The sequence below is a fragment of the Flectobacillus rivi genome, assembly GCF_030056655.1.
Lineage (GTDB): Bacteria > Bacteroidota > Bacteroidia > Cytophagales > Spirosomataceae > Flectobacillus > Flectobacillus rivi.
In genome coordinates this window covers 292336-307171 of record NZ_JASHIE010000005.1, presented here as the reverse complement: position 1 = coordinate 307171, position 14836 = coordinate 292336, and the positions used below count along the sequence as shown (strand labels likewise).

The following is a 14836-nucleotide window of genomic DNA, read 5'->3' as shown; positions in this document are numbered from 1 at the left end:
AATTATGAAAAAGGAATCTACTGTTTTAAGGTATAGTAATACTTTAAGATTTGCTCTTTGGTGTATAAAGTATCTTACGATTTTCTTGTTGTTAGAAAATGGAGCTACTTATGCTCAACCCCTTCCAAGATTAGATAATCACTACAATATAGAGACGTTTGACGAATCAAAAGGTCTCTATAATAAAGATGTATATGGTTTTGTCTTTGATCGAAATGGATTAGGATGGATAGGCAATACAGATGGCTTACATATTTTTGATGGTAAACGTGTGTACAAAGTCAAAGACTATATTCATATAGATAACCCATTACTTCAGGAACAAGTAAAGGCATTAATTTATGACAAAGAAAAGCATAAATTAATAGTTTTTAGCTTTGCTAAGGATAAAACTAATATCTATGTTCTGCACTTGGATAGACTCAACCAGAAGACATCACAGCCACCTCTAACGCTAATGCTATCAAGATTTGGGCCTTTGGTAAAGTGGCCTATTTATGACGGACATCGTATTAGTTGTATTATAAATAGCATTCCAACATTTTTGGATATTAAAAACTTCTGCGTCGTAAAAACTCAATTAGCGAATCTAATAGGAATGGTGTTTTTTAAAAATCGTCAAAACCAATTACTATTATGTGCTCGTGATGGATATACTTATTTAGTTAGCAATGTTAATGGAAAAGTACACTTGAAATACGTCTTTAAATATACCGTAGATGGAGCTAGAGTTATGGCTCATGGAGTCATGTTTTCACACCCTTATAGCCCACTTAATATCACTTTGTCTAATAAAAAATGGATTGATGATATAGTTCAACTAAATAGTAATAAAAAATATTCAATAGGTTCGTTTCAAGGACTTGTAGAAGATTCATTTGGAAATTTCTATCTGTGCAGTCGCGATTGGGGAATTCAAAAATTGTCGGTAGATAGGCCTCTCGCTAAAAAAATTAAATGCTCAATAGAAACTAGAGCTATCTACTACAACAAAAAGAAAGATCAAGGGTGGGTTGGCACACCTAGAGGAGTGCAAGCTTTTTCACTAAAAATAGATACAATCCTCCTAGCTAATTGGTTTAAAAATGAAAGTGAAAGAGTTTTTTATTATCAGTGTTCCGTTGCTATTAACGATAGTTTGACTATCTTTTTTCCATTGTATCCTCAAAATGATCCTCTGCACCGAGCAACATTATTGAATAAGAATACGAATAAAATAAAACTAGTTAGGCTTCAATACCCCAATGCCATTCATAATAGTGATTTTTATTTACAGTTTACAATATCTACTTGTAAAAAAATGGCAGATGGCACTATTTATCTGGGGACAAATCATGGCTTATGTTCAGCTCAATACGATGGGCAAACTATAATTATCAAGCCCATAAATATTCGGAATAATGACAATATCAATGGCGTTTTGGAATCACCGAAGCCTCATCATCTATTGCTAGCAACAGAATTAGGACTTTATGAGGTTGACTTAATTACCAAAACAGAAGTACAACTTCAACAAGGGAGTTTTGTTAGTCTTTTGCGACACCCTGATGGTTGGATAGCTGGTAGTCGACAAGCTGGGGCCTATTTTTTTGACAATCATAATCAAGTTATTAGACAATTAAATACTGACAATGGACTCAACTCTAATACTGTCTATAGTATTATGTATGATCCTAAGTTCTATACCATCTGGTTTGGAACAGGAAATGGTTTAACCATGTATCATCTTAAAAATAATTTACTTAAAACATACTTCGAAAAAGATGGGCTAGTGCATAATGAATTTAATCGTGAAAGTACCTACATGGTGCAAGGTGATACACTCATGCTTATGGGAGGAATTGCTGGTATATCTGCTATTTATAATCGTAATTATTTCTTCTCTGATGCAGATAAAATAAAACCTCTAGTTTGGGGAATAGATGCTACCTACGATAGCAACCAACATCTTTTTTCTTATCTATCTTCTGGTGAGAAAGCTTTAACATTTTCGCATAAACTTCGTAAACTCATATTTCATGTGGCTAATTTTGCCTCTAAGCAACAACTTTTTGGGGTACTTTATAGAGTAGATGATGGCAAATGGCTAAATCTAAAACAAGGAGAAGATATCGAATTGTTAGACGTAGATGCCGGAAAGCATATCTTAGAGATAAGAGCCATGACAGCAGATGGCAAAGTAAGCCCTGTTAGGTTAATAGAATATGAAGTGTCTCAAATATGGTATAAGTCATGGTGGGGTATTTCGCTGTTCACCCTACTAGGAGCCTTATCGATGGTTCCTGTGTTTTTGATTCGAAATAGAATAGTTCAAGTGAAAGCAAAAGAGGAGCTATATAAAAATCGTGAAAAGCTTTTTGGGATGATAGCGCATGATTTACGAAGTCCGCTAAGTGCTTACCAGGGTTTAGCAGATGTAATTAAGTACCTCATTGAAAAACAAGATTGGGAAAGATTACAAATTATTGGAAAAGAAATTGATGATACAGGTCGACATTTGGACTTAATGCTCAATAATTTGCTCAATTGGAGTTTAATTCAGCAAAAAGAGTTGAAAAGTTATTTTGTTTCAACAGATTTAAGAAAAATTTTACAAGATTTATTACCTGTTTATCAAACTTTGGCAAAAGCTAAAGATATAAATCTTTTGGTAGATGTAGAGCAACATACAACCTTAGTAATTGACCGTAATTTATCGTCTCTTGTAATTAGAAATTTACTAGATAATGCTGTCAAAAATGCACCAGAGGGAAGTTTCATAAAAATGAAAATCAACAAAGAAGCACAGAATATGGTAATTCTTATTGAAAATGATTTTTTAGCAAACAGTCTACCTATAATTAATGAAATAGTGAATAACATTAATACCCCCAATTGGGAGTTACAACGAGGGGTAGGGCTAAAATTTGTTATACAAGCATTAAATCTCATGCAAGCAACTACAGAAGTTACTATTGTAGGTAATTTTAATCGACTTAGATGGTATATTAAGATTCCTTGTTTATAATGTGTAAAGTAAGCTTTCTGTTAAAGTTTGTTAGTATTTTTTTAGTTTATAGCTTGCTCATACCATTTTTGAAAACAGTAAATGCTCCAAAGTTGAAACTTATACCTGTTAGGTTTTTGAAGAAAAAAGCGAACTTGCTCTGTCATTTTTATAGCATCAAAAATGCCCTGTTTTTGAAGAAAATCGCTACTTGTTAGCATCAAAAGCTCTTTTTTAAGACTTGTGCTCAGCCAAGTGGCGATTGGAACTTCAAACCCTTGCTTTTTTCTTTGCTGAAAACCTTCTGGAAAAAGTGTCGAATGATAGGCTTTCAATAAATATTTGGTAACACCCTTCTGGATAAGTAACGTATCAGAGATTTTTTGTGAAAATTCCCAAAGATTTTTCGACAAAAAAGGAGTTCTATATTCGATGGAAGCACGCATACTCATACGATCAGTTTTGACAAGCATATCTCCTTCCAGCGCAATTTGTTTGTCCCAAAGCCTTGCCAATGTCAACGGACTCTCTAATGGCAAGATTTCAAACAACTCTTGAAGTGTATGGGGTTGATATTGCCAATGAGGTAGTAATATTGTCTTTAGTATAGATTCAGACATTCCCATTTGACTAATATTCAATATATCTTCTGAGGGGCTTGTACCTATTTTCCCCAAAAACTTAACCCAAGTATTTACTCGATTATTATCTGGTAATTGATGTAAAGGCAAACGATTTATACTTCTTAAAAAAGGAGCATAGCTTCGTATTTTTTCTGCCCAAAATGGCATCAAATAACGCTGATATCCTCCAAATACTTCGTCAGCACCATCGCCACCATACATGAGCTTTATATCATTTTTGACCCACTGATGGACGGTATCGCTAGCAATCGCTGAAGAGTCGGCATAAGGCTCGTCAAAATAGCAAAGTGTTTCGCTAAGTTGTTTTTGTACTTGTGCAAAATCTAGTGGAATAATCTCATGTTTTAACCCTAAATATTGAGCTATTTTTTGCGCTGCAAAACTTTCATCATTCCTATCTGAATGCGTTTGTAAAGAAAAACAACAAACATTTGGGTTCATCTCTTTAAACCAATACGCCAGAATACTCGAATCGATTCCTCCGCTAAGTAATAATCCCGACCGATGGTTGATACATATTTGTTGTTGCATACTATCTTGAATCAATCGATCCAAAGTGAATAAGGCATCGTGATAATTGAAATGTGGAGCATAATCAGGCATTTTCCAAAAATCAAATGTACTAACCTGAAGCGTTGACAAGTCTATGCTTAAACACTGCGCTGGCTTGACTTTCAAAATAGATTGGTAAATACTTAATGGCGCAGGGATAAAGCCTAGTCTAAAATACCAATTAAGTGCTTCGGGGTTAATTAATGCCTTTTCTTTTCTGAGTACTTCATAGCTAGTCAAAAGCCCTTTTAGCTCACTCGACCAAATCACAAACTCATGGTTGATAAAATAATACAATGGCTTTTCTCCATTAATATCTCTTGCTAAGAAAAGTTTGTTGAGCTTGAAATCCATAATCGCAATGGCAAACATTCCTTCGAGGTGCTCAAAACAGGATGTTCCCCAATGAAGATAAGCTTTTGCCAGTACTTCGGTATCTGACTCGGTATTGAAGTGATACCCCAAACCAACGAGCGTCTGTCTGAGAACTCGATGGTTGTAAATTTCGCCATTAAAACACAAACAAATATCTTTCTCTTGCCAAGGTTGCTTGGCAAAACTCGCATCAACAATTGCCAATCTACGCATTCCCATGCCCATCGTCAAGTCGTTGCTAGTCCAAATGCTATCATCATCAGGACCACGTTGTTGTAGTTTCTGATTCATATTTTTTAATAATCTAGGCATAGCTTCTACAGGTCGTAGCGCTATAATTCCATTAATTCCACACATATTTTGTTAGGGATAAAGTAAAGACCAATGCCATTCATCGTATTGTTGGGCAATTTTGGAAATATGAAAATGCTCCAACACTCTTTTTCGTAAGTCTAATCCAAGTTCAACACGCTTTTCTAAAGGCATAGATAATACCGAAAGCCAAGCCTCCGCAAGCGCCTTGGGGTTTTGTATTGGGACAATCAATTCAGATTTCCCCACAAGTATTTGTGCATCACCAGCATCAGTACATACACAAGGAATACCCTTCATCATAGCTTCTCCTATTACATTTGGAAAACCCTCAGAATAGGAACTAAGTGTAAAAATATCCAAGGTATTCAGAAGCTTATCCAGCGATATTTGTGCTTCGTGTAGTTCGACATACTCGCTTATTTCAAGCTGCACAAGCCATTTTTGAAGTTGTGGATTTTCAGAATTACAGCCTTTCCCAACTAATACAAATCGACAATTGGTATTTTTTTGTAAGAAAAGATATGCAGCTTTTAGAAAAGTGTAATGGTCTTTTTCAGGTGTAAATCGTGCTATCATTCCAATGCGCATGACAGTACGATTCTCGAGTACAATAGGATTGTTATCCACAAATCCGTTGTGGACAACTTTGATTTTTTGCAAAAAACCAGCCTTATGGTGTTCCTCTGCACCCTTTTGTGAACAACTCGCAATATAATCGGGGATAAAACGAGAGGTTATTTTTATGAGTAGAAAGAAAGCCCTTTGAGACCAAGACGTTACTCCACTCAAAGTATTCCTAATATTCCATACAATGATGGGACGATGAGGCAAAAAATAAGTGGCTATTCCCCCCAGTAGATTGGCATGGTACAGCCAAGTATGAACAATGTCAGGGCGAAGTTTGTAAAGTACACGATGGCATTCAAATGTGATGAAGGGAAGATTATACCAACGACTTTGAAAGGGCAAAACAAATACCTCTATTCCTAAAGATTGAATAGATGCAAACAAATCTGCCTCCGAAGTCAGGCAAATTACCGATGGTACGAACTCTTTTCGGTCGGTATATTTTAACAATTTATAAAGCATATTTTCGGCACCGCCTATGCCTAAACTTGTAATGATATAGGTGATTTTGATGGGCATACGATTCTAGTAAATCATTGTTGATCAGATGTAGTTTTTGAGTACTCAATCGAATCTATATTCTTAAAGCAATCTGTTATAAATAGGCATAATATTCTTTAAATCAAACAGATGGATTGTTTCTGTTAGTTTATTTGATAAAAAAGGTTTCTCTAATACATGATTAATGGAGCTTGCAAAATCGTTGGTTTCCTTTGCCAGAAAACCATTTTCACCAGAACGAATAATCTCGGAAGTTCCTCCAGAGATAGCAAAGGCGATAGGAGTTATCCCCAAACATAGTGCTTCTAAAATGACATTCGGAAAAGCCTCCGAGTATGAGCCTTGCAGATATACATGAGCGTTTTTGAGTAAAGGAAAGGGATTTTTTAGTTCACCCGTCAAAACAACTTTCGATTCAAGTTGATGCTGTTTAATATACGCTTCAATGGTCTCTCTCTCTTGTCCTTCCCCCACAATAAAGTAACAAAAAGGGAAATCGAGCAAGGTTAATGCCTCCAAAATTCGTAGATGTCCTTTGATGGTATCTAACCTTGCAATAGTAATAAAAACAGGGCAATTAGGAAGCTTATACTCCAATGGCATCTGAGCAAGTTTTCTGACCAAAGCGGTATCAATGGGATTGGGAATAACTAAAGTTCTCGGGGCAATTTCGGGTAAATATTGGATAATATGTTGCTCCATCAAAGCCGATTGCACAACCAATAAATCGATATTGCTGTACAAATATTGAGATAGCATCTTCTGTGGAGTATTTAACCATTCGAACAGGTAATTTGACTCACGAGCGATAAGCTTACACGATGTTGGAATAAATGGTTTTAACAAAATCATTAATCTTGTAAAATCCAAGACGCTAAAAATATAGTCTGGGCGCTCTTTCCAAATGAGTTTCAAAAGCTTTATCCAAGTGTATCTAACTCTACTTTTACCAAAAATAGAAATAGATACAGCGGTATTGGTTATGGAATAAAATGGTATCTCTTTTGAATTGACTCCTAACAGAATATCAAACCGCTCACCATCCCAATGATTAATGAGTGTACTGATAACTTTTTCGGTGCCCCCGCATGCCAGACTGGGAATCAGAAACAGTATTTTAGGTTTTATAGCCATCGATTATACCAAAGTTGAAATTGCAATAGGTGCCAAAGTGTAGTAGTATAGCTATCTGAGCCTCCATAAAAATGCTTGAGATAACGATTCACAGTCGCTGTATTGAGTAATCCATGTTGCTCCAGTGCAGAGGTTGTCAATGTATCCAATACCAGCTCTTTCAAAGAACCTCTCAGCCATTTACTTAATGGGACACCAAAACCCTTTTTAGGTCTGTCCAAAAGTGTGTGTGGGATTTTTTGATGTGCTAATTTTTTCAATAAATACTTTTGCTCCAAGCCTTTGATTTTGTACTGACTCGGTAAACTCGATACCCATTCTACCCATGGATGATGTAACATAGGCTCTCGAATTTCGAGACCAACGGCCATTCCTGTACGGTCAGCTTTGACCATCAAATCATCGACTAGATATTGAGAATAGTCCCAATACAGCATCGCATGAATGGGGTCATTGGGAAAAGCCTTTCTAAAAGTATATTCTGAATTTGGGATAAAATCTTGTACTAATGACGTCACCAAATTGCTACTAAGTGTCTGACTCACGGCATCGAGTACCCAAACTGGATTTTGAGGATGTGCTAAAATATGCCTCAATTTGGCATATTTGCGATGTTTAAATGGTTTTAGCAACCACCTGACCACTGAATTTGGAGCAAACGTTAATCCCTGAAGAAGTCTTAAACTTTGTACATAGCGTGGGTATCCAGCCCAAAGTTCGTCGCCACCTTCAGCAGATACCACTGCTTTGACAGATGACCTCACTCGCTGACTTAGCGCCAAACAAGCTACTGCCGAACTATCGCCAAAGGGTTCGTCAAATACTTCAGGCAATTGCCTTGTAAGGTATATAGACTCTTGATTTTCTAGGATAAACCCTTCAAAGGGGATTTCTAAATGTTGAGCTATTTGTTGGGCAAAAGGAATCTCGCTGTATTCATTTTCCTCAAAACCTAAACAATAAGCTTTGTGAAAATTGCTATGCTTACGAGCATAATACGCTACCAACGAACTGTCGTAACCTCCACTCAAATACAAACCTATAAGATGGTCGGCTGTCATGCGTGTTTGGCAAGCAGTATCGAGTCTTTGGTCCAGTTCGTGCAATAAAAATGATTCAGCATGATATTGCCTTGCGATTGGTTGGCTGAAAGAATCTAAAATCGACCAATAGGTTTGATAACGTGTGGTATGTTGTTGCAAGTCTATCACTAAAATCTGCCCTGCTCGTACCTTGTGAGTTTGTTCAAAAATGCAATGTGAGCTAGGAACATAGCCATACTGAAAATATAGTCCTACCGATTGATTTTGTATTTTTCTTGGAAAATCAGGATGAGCCATCAAGGCTTTTAGTTCAGAGCCAAATAAGATTACGTTTTTTGATTGGTACATATATAGGGGCTTTGTACCCGCCCTATCTCTTACCAAAATCAATTGCTGGCTTTCCTGATTATACAATCCAAAAGCAAACATACCCGTCAATTGCTGAACAGCAGTTTCGCCCCAATAATCAAATGCTTTAACTAATACCTCTGTATCCGACTCACTTTCAAAATAGTAGCCTTTTCGCTGAAGAGTATGTCTGATTTCTCTAAAATTGTATATTTCTCCATTGAATACCAATACCCAATGTTTCCATCGGTAGGGTTGCGAGGCTAGAGCACTATCGTCTAAAAGCGACAAACGAGTGTGGCCTAATCCTATTTGGTACAATGGCATAGATTTCCAGTATTCTCCAGAGGCATCTGGACCACGATGGCTCAAAGATGAATACATTTGACGTAGTATTTGACGAGAGCTTTTATAACGAAAATCAACAAGTCCAGTTATTCCACACATAGGTTAGCTTGATTTAGCATGAGAACTATTCCATCGAATATTGATCAGCGAAAAAAGCCAAGGCACTATCGCAAAAATCAAAACTCGTTTTTGTAAGTATAGTTGAAACAAAAGATTATTTCGATGAATATAAAAAGCCCATATCGAGAAAAATAAAGCGATAATGACCAAAGAATATCCCGTTGAACGCTTAATGAGGAGGTTGCCAAGTACCAAAACAATATGGTAAAAAAAGATAAAAGCAATTAAGGCAATCCAACCGCCACTTGCCCAAATATCTCCCCAAATATTATAGGCCAAGCCATATTCAAGTTGTGGAAATAAATCCTTTTGGCTCAAATAGTGACTATTAGACTGCATTCCAAGCCAATCGCCACCAATAATCAATTGACCAACAATATCCACAGGATGATACCAATCTACCTCTATTCCTTTACGCAAGGTTTCTGACAAATTTGCTTGAATAGCGGCTGGCTCGCTTACCACAAAAGCATGAAACAATACATCTTGCCAAGAAGGATAAATCTCCTCAAACAAGTCCATACGATTGGCTTGTAATAAAGGCAATATGAGTTTTGAGATAAAGAAAATACATCCCAGACTTGCGAGTAATAGGGTTTTCCCTAAATTTTTCCAATGACTCAAATAGCTTACTAATCGTTTGGGTTCATGCTGAGTTGCTAACACTAATAATGCCAAAACTACAAATGCTGAGGAGGAGCGATTTCCTCCCCAAAACAAATCCAAACCTAAGAGTACAACTGCTAGTATTTGGTAAAATCGATACCCAGCCTTGAACGCTATCATGGCCAGTAAACTTGCACCCATCGCCCAGAGCACACTCCAACGGTCTGCTCGATTGCTAAGGATTTCTTGAAGCTCTCCCTTACTTACTTCCGCACGATTCAAATACAAATCAGGAAATTGAATCAGTGACCCAGCTAGTCCTAGCACGCCCATCATAAGTGCTCCTAGAGCTAGGCTAGGCTTAAACTCTCCTTTTATACTGATGGATTTGTCTTGTAAAAAACTATCATTTATCAACACTGTAAATAAGTTAATCCCCAAGACCAAATCATAAACCCAATAACAAGGGGGATAAATAGCGGTAGTTTCATCGGTATCGTATGGATTAATAATCAAACCTGAAAAGCCTGGAATAAAATAAACCAATGAACTAAAGAAGGACAAACTCAAAAAATCAAATAGGCGTTTCGTAAAAATGTAATAACAAACTCCTGTAAAACTTAAGCCATAAAATAAGGTTTCGAACATAACAGGGAAGGTATAAAACGTGTTTCTCGAAAAATATAATTGCTCAACCAGCATTGCCATATACCTGTAATCCAAGCGCTCATGATTGCACCATAAATGCCCCAAATAGGTATTAATAGATAACTAAAAACAACTCCCAATAAGCATGAAATCACCTGAATTGGTATCATCAAATGGGTCAAGTTATTCGTAAATAGCAAACTTGAACGAGCCATGTCCAACATATAAAACAGTAGGTTTAACGATAATCCTCCAATAAGCCAACTCAACTGTCGCACGCCTAAAATTCTTTCAAACAAAGGGGCACTCACCCACATCATTACGACAAACACAACACTCGTCCCTACACTTACCTGAAGATACTGGCGCATTTTTTTGAAGAATAGCATTTCCGACAATCGTTTTGCCTCCACCAAACGAGGATATTGATGGGTAAATAACAATACTGGGACAAAATAGCTAGCTTCAACCAAGCGTAAAGCAGAACTATACCTGCCTGTATCACTCAGATTCAACAAGCTTGCTAGCAACAACACATCCATTTTGGATTGGGCTAAACCAATGATTTTACTCACAAAAACAGACCATGCTCCTTTACTCATTTCTAGCACTAATGACCATTGAATCTGCCATTTTCGAAATCCCAGCCCTTCGCTCTTAATAAGCCCATAATAGACCATTGATAACCCCAAGCTACAACCTAATTGAAACCATAAAAAAGTGGAAAATGAAAATGGCTTTATCTCGACACAAATTACCTTACAAATTCCTGCACAGATAGCATAATAAGCATTCACTTGGTTGATTAGTTGAGGCTTTTTGATAGCATCAAAATAAAAGTACACAACATGAAAGGGCGTGGTCAGCAAATTTCCTGCTTGTATCCACATGAGGTTTTTCAAAAATGAATATTGTGGAAAAAATAACATAAAACTTACTCCACAAACAACAAATCCAAAGACTGATAATAACACCGCTATAAATGCCACACTACCCAAAAGCGTTTCGATTTTTCTGCCTTCTACAATAGCTTTGATTACCCAATCTTTTAACCAAATCCCTGAAAAAACACTGAACATTCCATGATAAGATACCAGCAAACTTATGCTTCCCCAATGTGAGTTATCTAAGTGTCGTATTAGCCAAATGCTACCGATAAATGTCGCTCCTAATTGTACAATATACCATCCTAGCTGACTCGAAAGCCCTTTTAATTGCAGGTTAAATAGGCTTTGTAGTTTTGGAAAAAGGCTAAGCATGGACTTTCTGTGCTTGATACCAAGAAACTGTTCGACGAATACCTTCATTGAAATACACCAAAGGCTGATAATCCAAGCATTGTTTGGCTCGACTTATATCGGCTTTACTATGCAAAATATCTCCTTGTCGAGGATGCTGGTATAATATTGGGAGTTCTGAATCACAACAAATATTAATGGCATTCCATACTTGGTTCAAAGAAATGGACTGACCACAAGCAATATTAAAGAAGCGATGCTCTTGAGAGTTGGTGAATAGGGCCAAAATATTAGCATATACCACATTGTCGATATAAGTAAAGTCACGGCTTTGCTCACCATCGCCAAAAATAATCCCTGCTTTATCTTCCAAAACCGCCTGAATAAACCTAGGAATCACCGCAGCATAAGGTCCATTGGGATTTTGTCGTGGACCAAATACATTGAAATAGCGCAAACCAATCAAATCCTGTTGGTATGTTTGAGCAAAAATATCCGCATAAATTTCATTAATACGCTTGGTAGCCGCATAAGGAGAAAGTGGTTCACCAACGGTAACTTCTTGTTTGACATCAGCAAGTAAACTGCCATATACAGAGGAAGAAGAGGCAAAAACCATTTTCTTGACTTGCGCTTTTTGCATAGCTACTAATAAATTCACAAAGCTATTGACATTAGCCTGATGCGTACTAATAGGGTCATGGATAGAGCGTGGTACCGATCCAAGAGCTGCCTGATGAAAGACAAAATCAATTCCTTCACAGGCTTTTTCGCAAATAAGACGATTTTGTAAATCTCCTTCAATTAATTGGCAATTAGCAAACCTCAAGGCAGATTGAATATTGTCGAACGAACCTGTTGAAAAATTATCCACAATGACAACTTTTTGTGCATGGTGTTTTAGTAAAAAATCCACCAAATGTGACCCGATAAATCCAGCGCCGCCTGTAACTAAAAAGCTACTTTGCTGAATCAGTGTAGAAAGGGGTTGTGATATAGTCATAGAATGATTTTGTTAAGTAGTAGACTAGTTTAGGTATTTGAAAAGGTGATAAAGTATCGTTAAAGCTCTGAGAGCTATTTTCCGCTTGATTAAATAGGTGATAATCTTTTTCCAAATTGGGCTTGATAATAGATGAGCGAAACGTAGTGCCATCTCAAATTGCTGAGAAGTATAGGCTCTTAGACAATAGTTTAAAATTCGTTTGTCCAAAGCTTTGTGCTCTTTACGAGAATCAAGCTTAAACTGTGTAAGCAAACAAACTCGATATGCCGAATCCAACAAGCCTTTTTCTGCATCATTAAAACCTGAAGTAGCTGAATTAGGTACTTTTCGTACTTGCATGAGTACTTGTGGTAAATACGCATAATGACATATTCGAGATGACCTTAGCCAGAAGTCCAAATCTTCATAAGCTAGTTGCTCGTTATATCCGCCCATTTGCAAAAGCAAACTTCTACGCATCATCATCGCAGGTGCAGGAATAAATGATTTTGCCAGAAGTTTTAGCCAGACATTCCCACTCGGAGGAGGCAAGTTTCCAAAGGCTTTACCTTTGCTTTTTCCCTGTGCATTAATCCATTCAATGTTCGAATATATGACGCCAACTTCGTCTGGTTGTTTTTCAAAAAACTGCACTTGTTGACTTACACAATGCGGTAGCAAAATATCGTCAGCCGAAAGGTCTATGATATACTTCCCAGTAACTTTAGCGAATGATTGATTAAAGGCTTTACAAATTCCTACGTTTTCAAGATGGTAGGAAACTTGAAAATCGTGGATATTTTTTTGACAAAAGTCTTGTATGCAACGAGCACTATCATCAGTACTTCCATTGTCGGACACAAAAACTTCGAGATGAGGATAGTCTTGAGACAATATAGAGTTTAGCGTTTGTTCAACAAACGTAGCTTGATTGTAACAGGTACAAATGATAGATACAAGGGGTAATTTATTAGGTATAGTATTCATGCGGTTCTCCAATTTTCAAATAAATAGCAATGGAGTTTTCGCAGTAGAGCAGGTCTGATAAGATAGTTATAGGTGTGTTATCTAATTATTGGGCTTTTGGCTTTCAGCCATGAGCATTCGGTAAAAAGTTTCTGAGGAAGATTGAAATAGTACTATAATCATGACCTTTGGTAGTACTATTCTGATTATGAGCATATTCTAATAACTAATCTACTATTAACCGATAGCCTCAATATTAAAAAATTATTCTGAAAAAGCCAAATATGAAATGTCTAAGAAAACAAATTTGACACTTTAAAATGTCTGAAAATCAATACTAAACAAGCGATCATTCCTCCCAAAATCATAAAGGCAAGTACCATAATCGTGCGTTTAGGTTCACTTTTTTTAAGAGGCACTTGTGCTGGTTCGAGTACCTGAAAAACAGGTGTGTCATGTTGAACTTTTACTCTTGATTCTTCGAGTTTTTTACTTAATTCTGAAAATAAAGAAAAGGCTAGTTCTGACTCTTGTTGTAGCTTCTGTTCTTGCTGTCTGGCCGTATTCAGAAACAACCCTCTGTGGCTATCCTGATAAGCAGAATAACGTTGCAGAGCAAGTTGGTATCGTTTCTGAGCTTCTTCAACTCTTTTTTCCAAGAAATCTACTTCTTTTTGTGTCTTTTCTAAACGATACTTTTTTACATATTGATTCAAATAGTCTTGAGCATATTTTACCACGATAGTAGCTACCAAAGGGTCTGGCATTTTGGCACTAATGCTTATTACACCTGATTTTTTATCTAAAGAAGCAATAATATTTTCTCTTAAATCTTTCAAAATAGACACTTCTTGCTTGTTCAATAATAGCGAACTTTCGGGTGTCTGTGAAGATGACACGCCCATAGTTTCTGAGGAGCTTTCTCCAAAAATCCGATAAGATAACTTCTGTTTACGAAGACCATTGAGATACTCAAACAACGTCGTTTTTTCTTGCGTTTTTGCCACTAATACGGGCGTTTTGAATGTACTCAGTAAAAAAGGAGTGCTTTGCAAAATAGGAGGATATAAATCGGGTCGAATAGCTTCGGTGCTGTTCAAATTATCCAAATCAATTCCTGCTAGTCCTGCCAAGGACTTAAACTTATCAAGGCTCTCGATATTTTTGGTATCAATTTCTGGTAAAATTTTGACTTCAGAAGTATATAGATTGGGCAACGAAATCGCATATAGTGCCCCCAAGATTCCAAACGAAAGGCTCATCAACAAGATAAAACGCTTACCCTGAACCAAACCCGAAATGAGGTCCTTAATTGATATGGTTATATGGTTTTTATTCGTGTCCAAATGAAGAAAAGAATGAATTCTATGCCTAAAGCTTTTGGCTTTAGGCCGTAAGCT

General features: G+C 36.8%; 10 protein-coding genes. 1 reads left to right on the top strand and 9 read right to left on the bottom strand.

The window, feature by feature from the left end:
• Positions 1-4 precede the first annotated feature (4 nt).
• Positions 5-3007 carry a sensor histidine kinase gene (locus QM481_RS09180; RefSeq protein ID WP_283381525.1) on the top strand — a complete coding sequence of 1001 codons (3003 nt, stop codon included), beginning with the start codon at positions 5-7 and terminating at the stop codon, positions 3005-3007.
• A 41-nt stretch (positions 3008-3048) separates the two neighbouring features.
• Here the strand turns inward: QM481_RS09180 and asnB (QM481_RS09175) are convergent, their stop codons facing one another.
• The 9 genes from asnB (QM481_RS09175) to QM481_RS09135 form a co-directional block, all read right to left on the bottom strand.
• Positions 3049-4914 (bottom strand): asparagine synthase (glutamine-hydrolyzing), encoded by a 1866-nt coding sequence (asnB, locus tag QM481_RS09175; RefSeq protein ID WP_283381524.1) that lies wholly within the window; start codon positions 4912-4914, stop codon positions 3049-3051.
• 6 nt (positions 4915-4920) lie between these two features.
• Entirely contained in the window at positions 4921-6018 is a 1098-nt protein-coding gene (locus tag QM481_RS09170; RefSeq protein WP_283381523.1) for a glycosyltransferase, read from the bottom strand.
• 63 nt (positions 6019-6081) lie between these two features.
• Complete coding sequence (locus QM481_RS09165) at positions 6082-7134, bottom strand: glycosyltransferase (RefSeq protein ID WP_283381522.1); 1053 nt, start codon at positions 7132-7134, stop codon at positions 6082-6084.
• Positions 7125-8972, bottom strand: coding sequence for an asparagine synthase (glutamine-hydrolyzing) (gene asnB, locus QM481_RS09160; RefSeq protein ID WP_283381521.1), 1848 nt, complete (start codon positions 8970-8972; stop codon positions 7125-7127). Before asnB (QM481_RS09160) ends, QM481_RS09165 begins: the two co-directional genes overlap by 10 nt.
• Before the next feature lie 3 nt (positions 8973-8975).
• Positions 8976-10247 carry a hypothetical protein gene (locus QM481_RS09155; protein WP_283381520.1) on the bottom strand — a complete coding sequence of 424 codons (1272 nt, stop codon included), beginning with the start codon at positions 10245-10247 and terminating at the stop codon, positions 8976-8978.
• Positions 10220-11506: an MATE family efflux transporter gene (locus tag QM481_RS09150; RefSeq protein WP_283381519.1), complete on the bottom strand. Its 1287-nt coding sequence runs from the start codon at positions 11504-11506 to the stop codon at positions 10220-10222. Before QM481_RS09150 ends, QM481_RS09155 begins: the two co-directional genes overlap by 28 nt.
• Positions 11499-12488 (bottom strand): NAD-dependent epimerase/dehydratase family protein, encoded by a 990-nt coding sequence (locus tag QM481_RS09145; RefSeq protein WP_283381518.1) that lies wholly within the window; start codon positions 12486-12488, stop codon positions 11499-11501. The genes QM481_RS09150 and QM481_RS09145 overlap by 8 nt, the downstream gene beginning before the upstream one ends.
• 24 nt (positions 12489-12512) lie before the next feature.
• Positions 12513-13457 (bottom strand): glycosyltransferase, encoded by a 945-nt coding sequence (locus QM481_RS09140; protein ID WP_283381517.1) that lies wholly within the window; start codon positions 13455-13457, stop codon positions 12513-12515.
• A gap of 272 nt (positions 13458-13729) precedes the next feature.
• On the bottom strand, positions 13730-14782 hold the full coding sequence (locus QM481_RS09135) for a Wzz/FepE/Etk N-terminal domain-containing protein (RefSeq protein WP_283381516.1): 1053 nt from the start codon (positions 14780-14782) through the stop codon (positions 13730-13732).
• Between the last annotated feature and the right edge of the window lie 54 nt (positions 14783-14836).

Coding starts and splice junctions, on each gene's coding strand:
- QM481_RS09150 (WP_283381519.1), bottom strand. CDS start 11,506: ATGCTTAGCCTTTTTCCAAAACTACAAAGCCTATTTAACCTGCAATTA.
- asnB (WP_283381524.1), bottom strand. CDS start 4,914: ATGTGTGGAATTAATGGAATTATAGCGCTACGACCTGTAGAAGCTATG.
- QM481_RS09145 (WP_283381518.1), bottom strand. CDS start 12,488: ATGACTATATCACAACCCCTTTCTACACTGATTCAGCAAAGTAGCTTT.
- QM481_RS09180 (WP_283381525.1), top strand. CDS start 5: ATGAAAAAGGAATCTACTGTTTTAAGGTATAGTAATACTTTAAGATTT.
- QM481_RS09170 (WP_283381523.1), bottom strand. CDS start 6,018: ATGCCCATCAAAATCACCTATATCATTACAAGTTTAGGCATAGGCGGT.
- asnB (WP_283381521.1), bottom strand. CDS start 8,972: ATGTGTGGAATAACTGGACTTGTTGATTTTCGTTATAAAAGCTCTCGT.
- QM481_RS09140 (WP_283381517.1), bottom strand. CDS start 13,457: ATGAATACTATACCTAATAAATTACCCCTTGTATCTATCATTTGTACC.
- QM481_RS09155 (WP_283381520.1), bottom strand. CDS start 10,247: ATGTTCGAAACCTTATTTTATGGCTTAAGTTTTACAGGAGTTTGTTAT.
- QM481_RS09165 (WP_283381522.1), bottom strand. CDS start 7,134: ATGGCTATAAAACCTAAAATACTGTTTCTGATTCCCAGTCTGGCATGC.